Source organism: Streptomyces longisporus (genome assembly GCF_039532765.1).
Taxonomy (GTDB): Bacteria; Actinomycetota; Actinomycetes; order Streptomycetales; family Streptomycetaceae; genus Streptomyces; species Streptomyces longisporus.
The window spans coordinates 401,582-419,099 of sequence record NZ_BAAASG010000007.1 but is presented as its reverse complement, the minus strand read 5'-3'; the positions used below and the strand labels follow the sequence as shown (position 1 = coordinate 419,099).

The 17,518-nt window shown below is 69.4% G+C and carries 12 protein-coding genes; 4 read left to right on the top strand and 8 right to left on the bottom strand.

Annotated features, from left to right (window positions below; genetic code table 11):
- Positions 1 to 176 precede the first annotated feature (176 nt).
- Entirely contained in the window at positions 177 to 1,259 is a 1,083-nt protein-coding gene (locus ABD355_RS13560; protein ID WP_344400483.1) for a phosphotransferase family protein, read from the bottom strand.
- A 119-nt stretch (positions 1,260 to 1,378) separates the two neighbouring features.
- Between ABD355_RS13560 and ABD355_RS13555 the strand changes: the two genes are divergently transcribed.
- Both ABD355_RS13555 and ABD355_RS13550 read left to right on the top strand, forming a co-directional pair.
- Positions 1,379 to 2,104 carry a TetR/AcrR family transcriptional regulator gene (locus ABD355_RS13555; protein WP_344400482.1) on the top strand — a complete coding sequence of 242 codons (726 nt, stop codon included), beginning with the start codon at positions 1,379 to 1,381 and terminating at the stop codon, positions 2,102 to 2,104.
- Between the two features lie 45 nt (positions 2,105 to 2,149).
- Positions 2,150 to 3,151, top strand: coding sequence for a glycoside hydrolase family 43 protein (locus tag ABD355_RS13550; RefSeq protein WP_344401205.1), 1,002 nt, complete (start codon positions 2,150 to 2,152; stop codon positions 3,149 to 3,151).
- A gap of 74 nt (positions 3,152 to 3,225) precedes the next feature.
- Here ABD355_RS13550 and ABD355_RS13545 read toward each other — a convergent pair whose 3' ends face one another.
- The 6 genes from ABD355_RS13545 to ABD355_RS13520 all read right to left on the bottom strand — a co-directional run bounded on the left by ABD355_RS13545 (position 3,226) and on the right by ABD355_RS13520 (position 11,323).
- Positions 3,226 to 5,076 carry an RICIN domain-containing protein gene (locus ABD355_RS13545; protein WP_344400481.1) on the bottom strand — a complete coding sequence of 617 codons (1,851 nt, stop codon included), beginning with the start codon at positions 5,074 to 5,076 and terminating at the stop codon, positions 3,226 to 3,228.
- Between the two features lie 73 nt (positions 5,077 to 5,149).
- Entirely contained in the window at positions 5,150 to 6,886 is a 1,737-nt protein-coding gene (locus ABD355_RS13540; protein WP_344400480.1) for an amylo-alpha-1,6-glucosidase, read from the bottom strand.
- A 154-nt stretch (positions 6,887 to 7,040) separates the two neighbouring features.
- Positions 7,041 to 7,865: a carbohydrate ABC transporter permease gene (locus ABD355_RS13535; RefSeq protein WP_344400479.1), complete on the bottom strand. Its 825-nt coding sequence runs from the start codon at positions 7,863 to 7,865 to the stop codon at positions 7,041 to 7,043.
- A complete protein-coding gene (locus ABD355_RS13530; RefSeq protein WP_344401204.1) occupies positions 7,862 to 8,845 on the bottom strand; it encodes a carbohydrate ABC transporter permease in 984 nt (327 codons plus the stop codon). The genes ABD355_RS13535 and ABD355_RS13530 overlap by 4 nt, the downstream gene beginning before the upstream one ends.
- 19 nt (positions 8,846 to 8,864) lie before the next feature.
- A complete protein-coding gene (locus tag ABD355_RS13525; RefSeq protein ID WP_344400478.1) occupies positions 8,865 to 10,112 on the bottom strand; it encodes a sugar ABC transporter substrate-binding protein in 1,248 nt (415 codons plus the stop codon).
- 197 nt (positions 10,113 to 10,309) lie between these two features.
- The gene (locus ABD355_RS13520) at positions 10,310 to 11,323 is read right to left on the bottom strand and encodes a LacI family DNA-binding transcriptional regulator (RefSeq protein WP_344400477.1); all 1,014 of its coding nucleotides are present in this window, start codon (positions 11,321 to 11,323) and stop codon (positions 10,310 to 10,312) included.
- A 426-nt stretch (positions 11,324 to 11,749) separates the two neighbouring features.
- Here ABD355_RS13520 and ABD355_RS13515 point away from each other — a divergent pair, with 426 nt between their 5' ends.
- The gene (locus ABD355_RS13515; protein ID WP_344401203.1) at positions 11,750 to 15,364 is read left to right on the top strand and encodes a LamG-like jellyroll fold domain-containing protein; all 3,615 of its coding nucleotides are present in this window, start codon (positions 11,750 to 11,752) and stop codon (positions 15,362 to 15,364) included.
- A 78-nt stretch (positions 15,365 to 15,442) separates the two neighbouring features.
- On the opposite strand, the gene ABD355_RS13510 is transcribed toward ABD355_RS13515, so the two are convergent.
- Positions 15,443 to 16,429 carry a LacI family DNA-binding transcriptional regulator gene (locus ABD355_RS13510; protein ID WP_344400476.1) on the bottom strand — a complete coding sequence of 329 codons (987 nt, stop codon included), beginning with the start codon at positions 16,427 to 16,429 and terminating at the stop codon, positions 15,443 to 15,445.
- 747 nt (positions 16,430 to 17,176) lie between these two features.
- Between ABD355_RS13510 and ABD355_RS13505 the strand changes: the two genes are divergently transcribed.
- Positions 17,177 to 17,515, top strand: coding sequence for a putative quinol monooxygenase (locus ABD355_RS13505; RefSeq protein WP_344400475.1), 339 nt, complete (start codon positions 17,177 to 17,179; stop codon positions 17,513 to 17,515).
- Positions 17,516 to 17,518 lie beyond the last annotated feature (3 nt).

The window sequence follows — 17,518 nt, the reverse complement described above, 5'->3', positions numbered from 1 at the left end:
AGAGGCGGTTCGGGCTGCTCGGCCCGGAGCAGCTCGTACGAGTGAGCGGAGGTCGGGCAGGTGGGTTCAAAGCATCCTCCCACCGGGATATGGCCCCCACGAGGACGACACCCCGGAGCGAAGACCCTCGTGCCCCCACACACTGATGCTAGGCGGGGCGGGTGGTACGCGGCATCTCAGGCGTGGGGTGTCCGGCGACTTGTCCGGTCAGGGCCTGCCTGCGCCACCACCTCGCTGAGCACCGGAACGACGTTCTCGGCGACCCAACGACGGCTGCGCCCGTACCTGGCCGATTTCGCCACATTGCCCGCCACATGCCACAGCCAGGTGAGGAGTGTCAGTGCGGTCTCGCCTTGGCTGTCCGTCGCAGGTTCCCCTGCCTCGGCGAGCAGCCGTCGGTCCTCGGGCCGCAGGGACGCCTGGCGCACCGCATCGGCCACGACCCGCCCGAACTGGCTCCCTTCGTGCTGGTGCCGCATGGTCAGTACGAAGGTGTAGCAATCGACGGCGGACGGCCCGTCGGGGACGGCCCCCGCCCAGTCGATCACTCCGAGCACTCCGGCGTGCTCCCGCGTCACCAGCACGTTTCCCGGGTGAAAGTCGCCATGCGTCCATCCGACGAGCAGGCTGCGGCCGGACAGAGTCCGCAGCAGACGGTCCCTCAGCACCGACATGGCATCCGCGCCATGGCTGCGCCGACACCAGCGCACCTCCTGTGCGAGGACGGCCAGCCGGGGGTCGATCCAACCGCCCAGGCGAGCCGTCACCTCCTCCGCTTGGCCGGTCGCCAGGTGCAATGCGCGGATCGCGCGCAACGCGGACATCGCCGTCTCGTGGGTGAGCTGCGGAAAACGTTGCAGCAAAGCGTCCCCTTCGATGCCCGGCAGACAGCGCTGCGCCACCAGGGGCAACGGTCCGTGCAGTCGTCGATGCTCCACCCGGGGCACGAACCGATGCCAGGGGCCGAGGCGCTCGTCGTGTTCCAGGCGTTGTACGACCTCGCACTCCCGCGTGAGCGCCGCCATGGCGCGGGGGCTGCGAGGGTGCTTGACCACCAGGGGCGGCGCAGCACCGCCGTCGAGGCGGAAAACCAGGAGGTCGGAGACCGTCCGCCGCGGATCGTGCGGGCCGCCGTAGGGGAGGCCGTCAGCGCGGAGGGAACCAGCCAACCGACGAGCGGTCAGGAAGTCGGCCGGACGGGTCAGTGGACCGGCGGGAAACATCGGCAGGAAGCCGCGCAGCTCCGCTGTGAGGTCCATGCGGCCCTCCTCCCTACCGAGACAGTCACGAAATGTAATCCCACATGCCGGTGCATGCATGTTTACGCTGTATTCGGACTGCGGCGATCAGCCTGGTCACAGGGCGAGGAGGCAGGGGCATGGCAGGTGACTCCGGGGTAGGCCAAGCGCGCCGCGCCAGCGACCGCGGCCGCTACGGCAGGCTCAACCGTGAGCGCGTACTGGCCGCCGCCCTGGCGCTGGTGGACCGTGAGGGCCTCTCCGCGCTGAGCATGCGCCGGCTCGGCGCCGAGCTCGGTGTGGAGGCCATGGCGCTCTACCGCTACGCCCCCAGCAAGGACGCCCTCCTCGACGGCCTCGTCGAAGCCCTGTACCTGGAGCTCGAGGAACGCCTGAGCGCCGAGGCGGAGGCCGTCGCCGACGGACCGTCGTGGCGCGCCGAACTCCACCGCATCGCCCGCGCCACCTACGACGTCTGCCTCGCCCACCCCCAGGCGGTCCCGCTGCTCACCACCCGTATGCTCGCCGTCCCGCTCGCGCGGCGGCCGCTCGCCGTGCTCAAGGATCATGAGAGGGTGCTCGCGCTGCTCGGGGAGGCCGGGCTCGACGGCGCCGGTGCGGCGGCCGTCTTCCGGGCCTTCACGGCCTGGCTGCTGGGCTATGTGTCCGTGGAGCTGCGGCCGATGGTGGACAACCCCGACGAGCAGGACCCGGCGTTCCGTCTCGGTCTGCACCGCATGCCGCCCCAGGAGCTGCCCGGGCTCCGCGAGGCCGCCCCCGCCCTCACCGAGCCGGGCGGACCGGAGGGCCTTGCCGTGGGCCTCGACGCGCTGCTCGACCGGTTCGGGGAGATCGCCGGAAAGTAGGCATCCGTCGGAACGTATTCTTCGGCGGTGGCTGAGACCGAGCTGATGCAGCTTCCCGACATGCCGTTGCACGATCCGTTCATAGTCGCCGACCGGGCGACCCGCACGTACTACCTCTACACCTCAAACGAGCCGTCCGTTTCGAGCGTGGACGGCACCGGCACGATGGTCTACCGCAGCCAGGACCTGCGCGAGTGGACGCGACCCGTGGTCGTCTTCCGGGCCGGCGAGCAGAGCGGAATCTGGGCGACGGACGGCGGTTGGGCCCCGGAGGTCCATGAACTGGGCGGCCGGTACTACCTGTTCACCACCCTCCACAACGAGGACAGGCCGCTCCCGGTGCCACCCGCCAACCAGTGGGGCACGCTGTTCCAGCTCCGCAACTACATGCGCGGCACGATCACCGCCGTGTCCGACTCGCTGCTGGGTCCCTTCACCGCCGTCGACCCCGCCCGGCCCACCCCGCCCGGGAACCTGATGACCCTCGACGGCACGCTCCACGTCGACCGGTCAGGTCAGCCCTGGATGGTGTACGCACACGAGTGGCTGCAGACCGTCGACGGAACCATGGAGGCCATCCGGCTGACCCCGGACCTGACGGGCACCGTCGGAGACCCGGTCTTCCTGTTCAAGGGCTCGGACGCGTTCTGGCTCGGCGAGCAGATCCCCGCCGGCGTCCCGGGCCAGCTCCCGCCCTACATCACCGACGGCCCCCAGCTGCACCGCGCACCCGACGGATCGCTGCTCATGCTGTGGTCGACGTACGAGAAGAACCTGGTCGGCGAGGACGGCACCGTCAGCGGCGGCTATGTGCAGACCTACGCAGTCTCCGCGTCCGGCGAGATCACCGGGCCCTGGCGGCAGCACCGGCCGCTGGTCCGGGACGACAGCGGTCACGGCATGCTGTTCCACACCTTCGACGACCGTCTGATGATGGTCCTTCACCGCCCGTTCGAGAACGCCCGCGGGAAGCTGTACGAGATACAGCTCGTCGGCCACGAGCTACGGGTGCTCCGGCAGCGGCCGGACCTCGACGGCGGCGGATGACGCGCCTCGCACACCACGTGCGGCCGTCCGGCAGCGACACCGGACGGCCACACCCACACGTCTGACAAGCGCTGTCAGCTCTTGCCGGCGAGCCGCCAGATCTGGTTCTTCTTGGTGCTCAGCGCGCTCGCCGGGTCACAGGTCCACTGGTGGATCACCGCGCCAGGTGTGGTCGAGACCCCGCTGACGTCGACGCACTTGCCGCTGTGCACCGCGACCAGCTGGTAGTCCTTGCTGTTGCCGAGCGCGGTCACCGGGTTCAGGGTGAACATCTGGTTCGTGGCGCCGTTGCAGGTCCACTGGATGACGGCTGCGCCGTCGGCCGTGGAGGCGCCCGAGACGTCCAGGCACTTACCGCTGTGCTCGTTCACGACGGTGTAGGTGTTCGCCCGCCCGGCCACCGGCTTGAAATCGAGCATCTGCTGGTAGCCGCCCTCGCAGTAGTACTGCTGGTACTGCGTGCCGTCGGCGGTGCTGAGGTTGGTGTCGTCCAGGCACTGACCACTGTGCTGGGCCACCGCGACGGTGGAGACGGTCGTGTTCGACGGCGGCAGCAGCGTGACCGTGTAGCCGTCCGCGGCGTCCGTCCACGGCACGCTCACCGAAGCGGAGTTCCCGCTCACGGTGAGGGTCTGGTCCGAGACCGTCACCGGACCCGTCACCGCGGCGCCGCCGTTGTTCGGTATGCGCTGGACTATCGCGCGGACCCGGCCGTTCTCCACGACCGAGGTGGTGTCGAGACGGTTGAGGCCGACGGTGACGTTGCCCGTGTTGCCGTTGCTCCCGAGCAGGATCTTCGCGTTCCGCGCGGAGTTGTCCTTCGTCGCCAGCCCGTCGGTGTTCGTACCGGGCGTGAGGTTCACGATGTTGCCGGTCTGGGAGCCGTAGTACCGGTACAGGAACCACTCGCCCAGTGGCAGATACTGGCTGCCGGTCTTGGTGAGCAGGTTCGCCTCGAAGTCGTGCAGGTTGGCACCCCACGCCCAGTTGGCGCGCAGTCCGTCCGCTCCAGCGCGCTCCAGACGGGAGATGTACCAACCGCCGCGGCCGGGGTTCTGTTCGGTGTTGGCGGCGTACTCGTTGACCTGGAAGGGGCGGCTGGTCGTCATCGACCGCGCCGACAGCAGGGACTTGAGGGAGTTGCTGTGGGCGACCGGATCGCCGGGGAGGTCGTGCCAGCTGTAGATGTCCGGCGCGACGTTGTTCGCCTTCACGTAGTCGAGGTACGTGGTCCACCAACCGTTGTCCACCGTGGGGTGGCCGCAGGTGCTCGCGCCGACGACGACTGCGCCGGGTATGGCGGCCCGGATCTTCTGGTAGGCGCGCTTCCACATCTCCAGGTACTGGGGCATGCCGGAACCCCAGAACCCGGGGCAGTCGGGCTCGTTCCAGATGTCCCATTCGATGTCGGTCATGCCCGCGGCCTTCACGTCGCTGAGAAGACGGTTGTAGAAGGCGTCGAAGCTGGACCAGTCGCCGTTGTCACCGGGGAAGGTGGGTTTGGTGGTGCCGTCGGCACCCCAGAGGTCGTGCGGCAGGATCACGAAGGTGCCGCCGAGCGCCTTGGTGCGCTTGTACTGGGCGAGGGTGGAGATCCACCGGCGGTCGTACTTGCCGGCGACCCAGCCTCCCGGGCTGTCCAGCTGGGCGCCGCCGGCCCGTTCCAACTTCCACTTGATGTCCTTGTAGAAGTGGTCCTGGGGCAGCGAACCGTCCTCGGTCATCCCGTAGAGGGTGCCCGAGGCATGGTACGTGGGGGCGCCCCCGGCGACGGAGAAGTCGACAGCGACGGTGGTGTCGGCGGCCTGTGACGAAGTGGCGGGCACCAGGGTCGCGGCCAGGGTGGCCAGGAGGACGGCCGTGGACGAGACGGCTCGGCGTCTGGTGCGCGGTGGGCGTCCGGGCGGTTCGGAGAGCGACTTCATTGTGCGACTCCTAACAGGGTGGGGGGGACGGACCGGGGACTGAACGGCCCCGGAGCTCGCGGGAGGCGGCCGCTCAGCGGCCCTCTCGGTGTGCGTGGGCTTCGGCCAGCAGGAGGTAGCTGCTGGCGGTCCAGGTGTAGGCGCGGTCGCGCAGGCCCGTTCCGGTGAGGGCGTCGAAGTTCTCGGCGAAGCCGTGGGTCTCGCACAGGGCGCGGAAGCGGGCGCTGACGTCGTCGGCCAGCCGGTGGTGTCCGGCGCGGCGCAGGCCGTCCTCGACCAGGACGGTGGCCGGGGCCCAGATCGGGCCGCGCCAGTAGCCGTCGGCGAGGTAGTGCGGGGAGGTGGTCAGTTCGGTGGCCAGGCCGTACGGAGTGAGGTGGGCCTTGATGTGGTCGGCCAGCGCGCTGCTGATCTCGCCGGGCAGGTGCTCGCCCAGCACGATGGGCATCAGGTCGAGGAGGCTTGCGCTGCTCCAGGTGTCCCCGCCGGCGGCTCTCCGGGCGACGAACCGTTCGCCGGTCCACAGCTGGTCGAGCAGCGCCGCCTGTGTCTCCTCGGCGGCGGCCGCCCATCGGCGCGCTGCGTCCGCATCATCCAACTCTCCGGCCAGATCGGCGAGTTCATGCAGCTGGAGGACGAGGAAGGCGGCCAGGTCGGCGGTGACGACCACGCGCTCCGGGTCGAAGGTGGTGGCGTTGTCCCAGCCGCTGTCGTTGCCGTGCTGGTAGTAGGGCAGTTCGGCCCCCGGGGCTCGTCGTGCCGTGAGCCAGAAGTGCGTCCAGCGCTCCAACCGGTCGTACGCCTGGGCCAGTTGGACCCGGTCGAGCGGTGTCGGCAGACGGCGGCGCAGGTGGCCGAAGGCCCAGCCGTGGATGGGCGGCTTGACGAAGTTGTACAGGACCTCGGAGTGGGTGACCGAGTCGGGCAGCGCGCCTGCGGCGTCCTGGTGATCGAAGGGCAGGTGGAACTGATCCAGCGCCAGCTCCGGCGAACCGGGTGCCAGGGCAAGGGCGTTGAAGCAGTGGTCCCAGCTCCAGACCTTGTCCATCCAGTGCTTGGACATCAGCACCGCGGGCCGGGTGACCAGGCCCGTGGGCCGTACCGTCGCCGACCAGACCACGTATGCTGCGAGTTCGGCGGCGGGTGTGGCGGACGAACGCCAGGGTGCCACCGCGTCGACGAAGTCCGCGAACGTGCCCTGTGCGCTCGCCACGATCTCGGCGAAGGTCGCCGAGGACTTGTACGGCGGGCGGGCGGTGTCGAGTTCCTCGACCGCGATCTCCCAACTGCCTCCCGCCTCCTCGGAGATGGCGACACCGCGGTCGGCACTACCCAGGGCCTGGGCTCCGGCCGCCTCCGCGAGGGTGCCGGACAGTACGGTCACGCGGTACCGGCGTCCGGTCTCGTACGACGTGAAGACGTACGCGCCCGCCGCCGGGTCGTGGAAGAAGTACGTCCCGCTGAACGGGGTCAGTGCCCGCGCGGCGGCGAACACCCCGATGCCCAGGCCACTCCCCCGCAGGCGTACGGTGTCCGGCGACTCGTAGGCGAGGTCGACACGGCCGCTCCCGCCGATCCAGCTGAGCAGGCCCGGAGTCGCCTCGACACTGGTCGCGGCGCGATCGCCCTTCGCCGGGTTCAGGGGGACCAGGCGCAGGACGCCGTGCATGCCGTTCTGGTGCGAGACGAGGTGGAGATCCTCGGCGTACGTCTTCTCCGCGATCACGGGCGAGATGTCGAACCAGGATCCGTAGGTACTGAACGGAATGTCGTGGACGGAGAAAGCCGGGCCGGATCGGGCGGCGGTCATGGTGACGTGACTCGTTTCTGGAGCAGGAGGCAACAACGGGGGCTCTGAGCAGGCTGGGGGCAGGGACACCACCCTCAAGGGGCGCGGGGAACTGCGCGACCAGCCACGACGCAGCCGCAGACAGCGGACGGCAGCCGCAGCGGCAGCGCACGGCTCAGTCCTTCACCGCACCGGCGGTGACGCCGGCCGCAACGTATCGCTGGGCGAGAACAAGAATCACCGCGGCCGGCAGCGAGGCCACGACGGCGGTGGCCATGATGGCGTTCCACTGCTGGTTGTTGTTGCCGATGTAGTGGTAGATGCCGAGGGTGATCGGCTCATGGGCGCCGCCGTTGACCAGGGTGCTGGCGAAGACGAAGTCGGACCAGGACCACAGGAAGGCGAACAGGGACACCGTGACGACGGCGTTGCGGCTCATCGGCAGCACCACGGACCAGAAGGTACGCAGCGCCATCGCCCCGTCCATCTGCGCGGCCTGGAGGAGTTCGCCGGGGATGCCGGACATGAAGGCCGTGAAGATCAGCACCGCGAACGGGACGGCCAGGGTGGAGTCGGCGACGATCAGGCCGGGAACGGACTGCAGCAGCCCGAGTTGCAGGTAGATGGCATAGAAGCCCATCGCCATGATGATGCCGGGGATCATCTGCGCGGCCAGCAGCACGAAGCTGAGGATGCCGCCGCCGCGCGGGCGCAGTTTGGCGAGTGCGTAGCCGGCGGGGGCGGACAGGAGCACGGTCAGCAGGACGGTGCCGAGGCCGATGACGAGGCTGGTGCCGAGGTAGGGCAACTGCTCGTCGAGGACGGTGCGGTAGCCGGCCAGGGTGCCGTGCAGCGGCAGCAGGTCCGGTGGGCTCTTGCGCATGTCCTGGTCACGGGTGAGGGACACGTTGAGCATCCAGTACACCGGGAAGAGCATGATCGCGGTCAGCACGACGCCGATCGTGGTCTTCAGCCACGTACGCCTGTGGAGGCGGCTCATGACAGGGCCTGCTTTCTCTGCACCCGGACGTAGACCAGGCCGAAGACGAGCGCGGCGACCACGAGCAGGTTGCCGACGGCCGCTCCCGGGCCGAAGGCCGGCAGGAGGTTGCCGAAGCCGAGCTGGTAGGACCAGGTGGCGAAGGTGGTGGAGGAGTCGGCCGGGCCGCCCTTGGTCATGATCCAGATGATGTCGAAGACCTTGAGCGTGTAGACCAGCCCCAGCAGCAGGGTGATCGCGGACACCGGGCGCAGCAGCGGGAACGTGATGCTCCAGAACCGCCGCCAGGCACCCGCCCCGTCCAGCGCGGCGGCCTCGTACAGGCCGGCCGGGATGGACTGCAGACCGCTGTAGAGCACGACCAGGTTGAACGGGACGCCGATCCAGATGTTGGCGATGATCACCGAGGTCAGTGACCAGGACGGCGAGGTCAGCCAGTCGACCGGCCCGATGCCGAGGGCGTGCAGGGCGGCGTTGACGACGCCGGAGTCGGTGTTGAGCATCCACGACCAGGTGGACGCCGACACGATCAGCGGCAGCAGCCACGGTACGAGGAACAGGGCGCGCAGGGTCGCGGAGAGCCGGAAGTGCTGGTTGAAGAAGACCGCGAGGGCGAGCCCGATGGCGTACTGGAAGACCAGGCAGACGGCGGTGAAGAGCGCGGTGTGCAGCAGGGCCGGGGCGAAGGTCGGGTTGTCGAAGACGGTGCGGTAGTTGGCGAGACCGGTGAAGGGGGCGTCGCCCTGGACGAAGGAGCGGACCGTGTAGTTGCGCAGGCTCAGGTCGATGTTGCGGTAGAGCGGATAGGCGTAGAAGAGGGCGAGGTAGAGGGTCACCGGGGCGAGGAATCCCCAGGCGGCCCACTGCGTGGAGGCCGGCCGGCGGCGCTTCCTGGCGCGGGCCGGGGGCGGGGCGGCGGTGGCCGCCCCGTTCCGGACGTCCGCGGGCCGCTGGTCAGGCGGACGGGTCGTCTGCTTCATCTGTTTCATGGGGCTCATGTCACTTGGCCGCGGCCTGCGCCGAACTCAACGCGTCCTTGGGCGACTTGGAGCCGCTGAGGGCGGACTGGACGGCCTTCCACATCTGCTCGGAGATCTTGGGGTACTTGGTGCCCAGGTCGTCGCTGGTGCGGCCCTTGGCGGCCTTGACCGCGGCGACCCAGGGCTTCAGATCGGCGTTCGCGGTCACCTGCTTGTCCTGGACCTCGCTGGTGGGGGCCACGTAGGACAGCGTGGTGTCGGTGGTGTAGAGGTTGTCGCCGCTGGTCAGGCAGGTCACCAGCTTCTGGGAGGTGGCGTAGCGGCCGGTGTCCTTCTGGACCGGGACGGTGACGAACTCGCCGCCGGTCGGGGCCGCCGCGCTGCCGCCCGTCGCCGCGGGGATGGGCAGGACGCCGTAGTCGAAGCCCGCCTTCTTGGCGTTGGCGAGCTGCCAGGTGCCGTTCTCGCTGAACGCGTAGTCGCCGCTGGCGAACTCCTGCCAGCTGGTGGTCTGGGTGTTGTTGAGGACCGAGTTGGGGGCGTAGCCCTGCTTGAGCCAGTCCTTCCACAGGGACAGCGCGGACACGGCCTGGGAGGAGTCGAGTGCGGTGAGCTTGGCGCCGGATCCCCAGAACCAGGGCAGGAACTGGAAGCTGCCCTCCTCGGTGCCGATCGCGGAGAAGGTGATGCCCTTCTTGCCGGCCGCCTTGACCTTCGCCAGCGCCGCGGTCAGCGACGTCCAGTCCTTGATCGAGGCGACGTCCACGCCGGCCTTCTTCAGCACCGCCTTGTTGTAGTAGAGGGCCAGGGTGTTGGCGCCGATGGGCGTGCCGTAGGTCTTGCCGCCGGACTGGCCGGCCGCGAGCAGATTGGGGTCGACCTTCGAGGTGTCCAGCTTGTTGTCGTCGGTGGTGGTGAGCACGCCTGCCTCGGCCAGGGTGGACACCACCGGGTTGTCGACGATCAGGACGTCCGGCGAGTTGCCCTGCTGCGCCGCCAGCAGTGTCTTGTTGCCCAGGTCGCTGGTGTCGAAGGCGGTCCGCTTGACCTTCACTCCGGCCTTGGTGCCGCACTGGTCCAGCAGCTTCGCCCAGTCCGAGCTCTTGTCGAACTGCGGGTACGGGTCCCAGATCGTGAACGTGCCGCCGCCGGCGCCCTTGGTGTCGGTGCTGCCCGAGCCGGAGGAGCAGGCGGTGGCGGAGACGGCCACGGCGAGCGCGGTCACGGCCGCGGCGGTCAGACGGCGCTGTCTGGAGGAGCTGTTCATGGCGAGGGTTCCTTTGGTCTGGGCATGCGGGTGCCGAGGGCACGGGTGGGTGAAGGCATGGGTGGTACAGGCCTGTCCTGGCAGGGCGAGGACGAGCGGGCACGGCGAGGAGAAGCGGGCACGACGGAGGGCGCGCTGTCGAGCGGTGCGAACGGCCGGTTGAGTGAGGCGAGTTGAGGAGTGCTACGCGGGTGCGGTCAGGGCGCGGTGACGGGCCCGGTGCTGGCCCGCAGGGAGATCGGCGGTGCGAGGAGATGGTGCCGGGGCGGGGCGTCGGGATGGTCGAGCCGTTCCACCAGCAGGTCGACGGCGCGCCGGCCCATCTCCTCGGCCGGTACGTCGGCGGCGGTGAGCTGCGGGGTCACCGTCTCCGCCCAGCGGCCGGCGACGACCCCGGTGACGGAGAAGTCGCGCGGCACATGGCGGCCCGCCTGGGCGAGCCCTCGGTACAGGCCCCCGAGCGCGGCCTCGTTCAGGGTGACCAGGCCGGTGGTGGCCGGGTCGTCGTGCAGGATCTGTTCCAGGCAGGCCTCGCCGGAGGCCGCGTCGTCCCCGCAGCAGTACGTCCGCACGTTCAGCCCGCGTTCGGCCGCGGCCTTGGTGAAGCCGTCCAGGCCGCGGTGCGCGGACTCGTACCCGGCCCGCAGCAGCTGCTCGGGACGGTTGACGAAGGCGACCCGGCGGTGGCCGAGGTCTGCCAGGTGGTGGACGCACGCCGCCGCCAGCGCCGTGTGGTCCAGGCCGACCCACCAGCCGCTTTCCGGGTGGGCGGTACGGCCGATGGCGACGGAGGGGAAGCCCAGCTCGGCCAGGTGGTCGACCCGGTCGTCCTCGAGCCTGATCTCCATCAGGATCGCGCCGTCGACCCGCCGCTCCCCCAGCAGCCGCTGGAACGAACGGTCGCTGTCGACGCCGCTGGGTGAGAGCAGTACGTCGTAGTCGTAGGCCGCGGCGGCCTCCACCACGCTGCCGATGAAGTCGAGCTGCATGCCGGTGTAGTGGTTGCCGGCGGGCGGAAAGACGAGGCCGATGGTGTTGGTGCGACCGTTGGCGAGGGCGCGGGCGCTGGCGTTCGGGCGGTAGCCGAGCTCGTCGATGACCTGCTGGATCTTCCGGCGGGTGTCGTCCGAGACCGGGCGCTTGCCGCTCAGTGCGTAGGAGACGGTGCTCCGCGAGACACCGGCCCGGCGGGCGATCTCTCCGATGTTCACGGGCGGCTCCTTGCTCGAAATCTTGCTCGAACCGGTTCGACTTCTCCTGGGAGAGAGTACTCATCGGTTCACCGACAGGGGGTTGGGAGCTGCTGGGCGATTCCGATCGTCGAACCGGTTCGCGTGAAGTGACGGTAGGAACGGACACAACGGCTGTCAACACCTTGGACGAAAACTTTCGCGTGCGACAGAAGGTCCTGATTCCTCCGGTCGAGGGGATTGATGACCAGGACCCCCGGTGCTAGCTTCCCCGAACCGGTTCGATGAAGTGATCCTTCCGACGACCGCGGGCCGCGCAGAGCCTCGCCAACAAATACGGGCCCGGTCGGCCACAGAACCGAACCGGTTCGACGCAGACTCCGAGGATTGAGGACGCAATCCATGCCATCCGCTGACAGATCCGCCCGGCGCCGGGCTCCGGCCGCCATGGTGCTGGCTCTCGGTGCGGGCCTGCTGGCCGCACCGGCCGTCCCCGCGCAGGCAGCCGATACGCCCCAGCCCGCCGCCCACTACACCTTCGACCAGGACGACCTCGCCTCCGGCAGGATCACCGACAGCTCCGGGAACGGGCTGACGGCGACCCTGGTGAACGGCTCCACCGCGCAGTCCGTCGCAGGATCGGACGGCGGCAAGGCGCTGTCCCTGCCCGGCGGGGCGCCCACCTCGGACGGCGCGTACGTCCGCCTCCCCCGCGAAGTGCTGGGTGACGCAAGCGACTTGACGGTCTCGGCCCGGGTGAAGTGGAGCGGCGACAAGTCGGCCTGGCAGCGGATCTTCGATCTGGGCACCGACACCGGCAAGTACCTGTTCACGACGCCGTACAACGGCAGTGTGCTGCGCACCGCCGTGACCACCGGCGGAGGGGGCGCGGAGGCGCAGGTCTCCGGGTACGCTCCGCTGCCCGCGGACGTCTGGCGGACCGTCACCGTCACCCTCGACACCGCCGCCCACCGGGTCACCACCTACCTCGACGGCGTGGCGGTCTCCTCCGCCGCCACCAACATCAGGGCCAGGGATCTGCTGGACGGTTCGGCCACCGCGGCCGGCTACATCGGCAGGTCCTTCTACCCGGACCCTTTGCTCAAGGGCGCGGTCGACGACTTCACGGTCTGGCACTCGGCACTCACCGCCGAGCAGGTGGCCGGCACGGTCGGGACGCTTCCCACCCTCCAGCAGCTCTCGCAGACGTCCTTCGAGGTCCGTACGACGACCGGGGCGGCCCCCTCCCTGCCCGCGGCCGTCCGCTCCTCCTTCTCCGACGGCTACGACCGCGACACGCCGGTCACCTGGGACGCCGTACCGGCCGAGAAGTACGCGCAGCCGGGCACCTTCGCGGTGGCCGGAACCGCCGCCGGACGCGCGGTGAAGGCGACCGTCACCGTGGTCCGCGAGGGAGCGCTCACCGTCGACCTCGGCTCGGACACCGGCACGTTCCACGGCGGCGCCTCAGGCACCCTCTACGGCGTGTACGGGCCGGGCGTCCCCACCAACAACCTCATCGAGGGCATGGGACTGCGCACGGTCTCCACCAAGGCACAGGACGGCCCGCAGCACCCCGGCGCCGACGCACTGGACGTGGTCAAGCCGCTGGCCGACTCCACCGACGGCGACGTGTACATCTACATGACGGACATCCACCGCGGCTTCCCGTACGAGTGGCCCGGCGACACCCCGGCGGAGAAGCTCAGGCTCTACGAGGAGAAGATCGCCAAGCAGGTCGACCAGGTGCTGCAACTGCCCAAGCAGTACCAGGACAACATCGTCTTCGTGCCGTTCAACGAGCCCGAGGGCAACATGTTCGGCACCGGCGAGTGGAGTTACGACAAGGTCAGCTGGCTGAGCGACCCCAAGGACTACTTCGCCGCCTGGGACTCCGCCTACAAGCTCATCAAGGGCAAGATGCCTGACGCCAAGATCGCGGGCCCCAACACCAGCATCCTGTACGACCAGGTGAAGGGCTTCCTCACCCACACCCTGGCCGCCGGTACGCTCCCGGACGTCATCACCTGGCACGAGCTGAGCCACCCGGAGGCGGTGCGCGAGAGCGTGGCCACATACCGGGCGTGGGAGAAGGACCTCTTCAGGGGAACCTCCCGCGAGGGCACCCAACTCCCCATCAACATCAACGAGTACGCCTTCAACTACCACACCTCCGTCCCCGGCCAGATGATCCAGTGGGTGTCCGCGATCGAGGAGTCCAAGGTGGACGCCGACATCGCGTACTGGAACATCGACGGCAACCTCTCCGACTCGGCGGTGCAGTCGGGCCGCGGCAACGGCCAGTGGTGGCTGCTGCACTCGTACGCCTCGATGAGCGGCCACACCGTGAAGGTGACCCCGCCGTTCCCCGGCCAGAACTACACGATGCAGGGCGTGGCCACGCTGGACGAGAAGAAGAAGCAGACCAGGCTGATCTTCGGCGGTTCGAACGGCAACGGCCACATCACCTTCGCGGGCATCCCCAAGAAGGTCTTCGGAGATCAGGTCCACGCCTGGGTGCGGGAGATCGACTGGAGCGGGCAGATCGGCGACAACTCCGGCCCGAAGCTGCTGACGGAGACGAACCTGAAGGTCGGTGCCGACGGAACGGCCGTCGTGGACTTCGGCGACGGCGCGCTGCCGAAGCTGAAGGAGTCCTCGGCGTACGAGATCGTCCTTAGCCCCGCCGGGAAGGCGAAGGGGACACAGTCGGCGCCCGTGCGCTGGCAGGGGTCGTACGAGGCGGAGGACGCGGCCCACACCGGGTCCGGCTACTCCAGGAACGGTCCCGAGGGCTCGACGGCCGACGTGTCGAAGTTCTACACCTCCGGCGGCTACGACGTCGGCGGCCTGCGCACCGGCTCGGACGTCACGCTCGACTTCGCCGTGGACGTCCCCGAGGACGGCACGTACGACCTGGGTGTCTTCGCCAACTCCCTCAACACCTTCGACAAGGTGAAGGAGCAGGGCCCCACCAACGTCTTCCTGCGGGTGGACGGACAGGCCGACAGCGAGCAGGAGTTGTACCTGCCGCTCGGCTACAAGTGGGTCGTGTGGGACCACACCGACACCAAGGTGCATCTCACCAAGGGCAGGCACACCCTGACGCTCGCCGCGCAGAGCCTCGACGGCAAGCGCGCCACCAAGGGCGACGCCATCGTCGACCGCCTCACCCTGTCCCTGCCTGACCCGTCGGCGGCCACCGAGGTCTACGAGGGCGAGCTGGCCTGGCTGGGCGGCGGGGCGCGGCCCGTCTACGACCTGCCGAAGCAGGCCGGAACCCCTGCCACGGGCTCGGGCGCGGCCCGGCTCGCGAAGGGCCAGACGGCCACGTTCTGGGTCTACTCCCCCGCCGACCGCGAGGCCACCCTCGACATCGACACCCTCGGCGCCGCGGACGCACGGCTGTCGGTCAACGGGCACGACGTGCTGCACGTGACCAAGGCCAGGCACAAGGTGGCCGTCTCCCTCTCGGGCGGCATCAACAAGGTGACGGTGACCGGGAGTTCGACCGCCACCCTCGTCGACCGACTGAGGGTCACACCCACCGACGGCACCCTCAAGGCGCGTACGTACGAGGCGCAGGACGCCAGGCTCGCGGGCTCGGCCACCCTGACCTCACTGCCCCTGGCGACGGACGGTACGGCGATCACCGGGATCGGCGGCGATCCCGGCAACGGCAACACGGCGACGTTCTCAGTCACCGCGGACAAGCCCGGCCTGTACGCGCTGCGCGTCCGCTACTCGAACCCCGAACAGTCCGAGGCCACCCACTACAACCCGGACCCGCTGGCCCGCCACGCCGACATCACCGTGAACGGCGGCACGATGCAGCGCGTCAGCTTCCCGCACACCTTCCACCAGGACAACTTCTGGGAACTGACCGTCCCGGTCCACCTCGAGAAGGGCCGGAACACCATCACCTTCCGCTCGGAGGAACTGCCGAACTTCGACGGCACGACGTACGCCTCGGAGACCTTCCCGGGGGTGCTGCTGCGCTCCCGCTACGCACCGCTGATCGACCGGATCGTCGTGGCGCCGTATGCGCGGGAGGTGCGATGAGTTAAGCGTCGGCGCAAAGAGCAGGATCCCGGTTCCGCCAGGGTTGGCGGAACCGGGGTTTCGGCGTTTCCGACGGGATCACGTCGTGCCACGGACTTTCAGGCTGGGTGTCAGGACGATAGGGGGTGGCTGTTCGCCTGCGAGGAGCTGGTCGACCTGGTGGATGGCCAGTTCGCCCAGCCGTCGCTTGTCCAGGTGCAGGGTGGTCAGTGGCGGGTCGATCAGATCGACGACGCTCAGCCCGTCGTAGCCGACCAGTGCGCAGTCGTCCGGTACCTGGACCCCGAGCCGGCGGGCGGCCCGGAGCGCGCCGATCGCCACCAGGTCGTTGAAGGCGACCACAGCGGTCAGGTCCGGGTGCGCGGCGTACAGCGCCTCGAACCCGGCGGCGCCCCCGGCCGGGGACTGCTCGGCCATGACGATCCAGTCTTCGTCGACCGGCAGCGCGTATTCGCCGGCGAGTTCGAGGAAGGTCCGGCGCCGGACCAGCGGGGCGCTCAAGCACTCGCAGTCGATCAGGCCGATCCGGCGATGACCACGGTCGATGAGGTGCTGCAGCCCGGCCCGGATCCCCGTCGCGGTGTCGATGTGGACCAGCGCGTGGTGCGTCGAGTCCGTACCGCGATCGACCAGGACCAGCGGCGTGCCGCCCACGTACGGCTCGAGCTGCGCGTCGGGATGGCTGATGTAGCCGACCAGGGCGTCGACCTGCTGGCCGAGTGAGCGCACCAGGGCCAGCTCCCGGGACCGGTCGTTCTCGGTGCTGGCGACGAGGACCTGCCAGTCGCGTTCGTCCGCGGCCGCGATCACTCCTGCCACGAACTCCGGGAAGAAGGGGTTGACCACGTCGGGGACGATGAGCCCGACGGATACGACGTCGGGGCGGACCAGCCCCCGGCCGAACCGGCTGGGCCGGTACCGCAACTGCTTCGCGACATCGAGCACGCGTTGCTGGGTTGCCGGGTCGATCTCCCCCTTGCCGTTGATCGCCCGGGAGACGGTCTGATGGGACACGCCCGCCGCCTGGGCGACGTCGCGGAGCGTGACGCGCTTGACGGTTTTCACACCTCGCGCCCGCTGGTCTTCCGTTCCCCGCTGTCCGGCCACGCTGCCCACTCACTTCTGTTCCTGTGCCGCCCTGTGTCCAAGTCAATCAGGTCCACGGGCCGGCCGCGCCGGTCACCCGTACGGCGGTGGGCGTTGACGGGCTCTCCTCCGCTGGGCAACAATCACGTTAGCGGTCACGTTAACGGTAACGGAGCAAGCGAAGGAGAGCACAGTGGCTTCATCGAGGGGCCCTCTACCGCACGAGCCCCACCCGGTGTTCCGTGCCGTGTTCAGCGGCTGGCACGCGAAGGCCGGCGCCTTTTCGGCGCTGCCGGACGCACCCGTCGAGCCGGATGATCCACAGCCCTGGTGGCGGCAACTGAAGGTTCGGTGGCAGAAGCAGAGCAGCGGCGGATCCTCGCCCAGTCACTCCACGGCGCGCCCCCTGGGCTGCCCTGCTCCCAGTGGGGAGGGCCGGCGCTGACCCGAGGGTTCCGTGGTTCGACGCCACGATGCCGGCGCTGCCCGCAACGGCCCTGTCCGCCCGCGACAGGCTTTCGACTTGGGTGCCCAGAGCGGCGCCACTGGGCCCATGTCGTTGCGGAGCGGTCGCCGAAGCCCCTCTTCGGTCCGGCGCGCCGTGTTCGCGGGAAGGCATACGACCACGGCGCGCCGACGCCCTCGGCAGCGACCATGTCATACGAAGAGCACGGCCGCGTTCGACACGGCCGGTTCAGCCCACCACACCCTCCGAGGAGCACTGAGATGATCTTCATCACGGCGAAGTTCCGCGTCCTGCCCGAGCACGCGGACGACTGGCCGGAGATCGCTGCCGAATTCACCCGGGCGACACGCGCCGAACCCGGCTGCCTCTGGTTCGACTGGTCCCGCAGCATCGACGACCCGGCCGAGTACGTCCTCGTGGAGGCCTTCCGCGACGAGGAAGCGGGCGCCGGGCACGTCGGTTCCGAGCACTTCCGGACCGCCCGGAAGACACTGCCGTCCTATCTCGCCGAGACCCCGCGCATCATCAACGCGACGGTCCCGCAGGACGACTGGTCGCCGCTCGGAGAGATGGCCGTTCCTCGGCCCGCTGAGGGGTGAGGG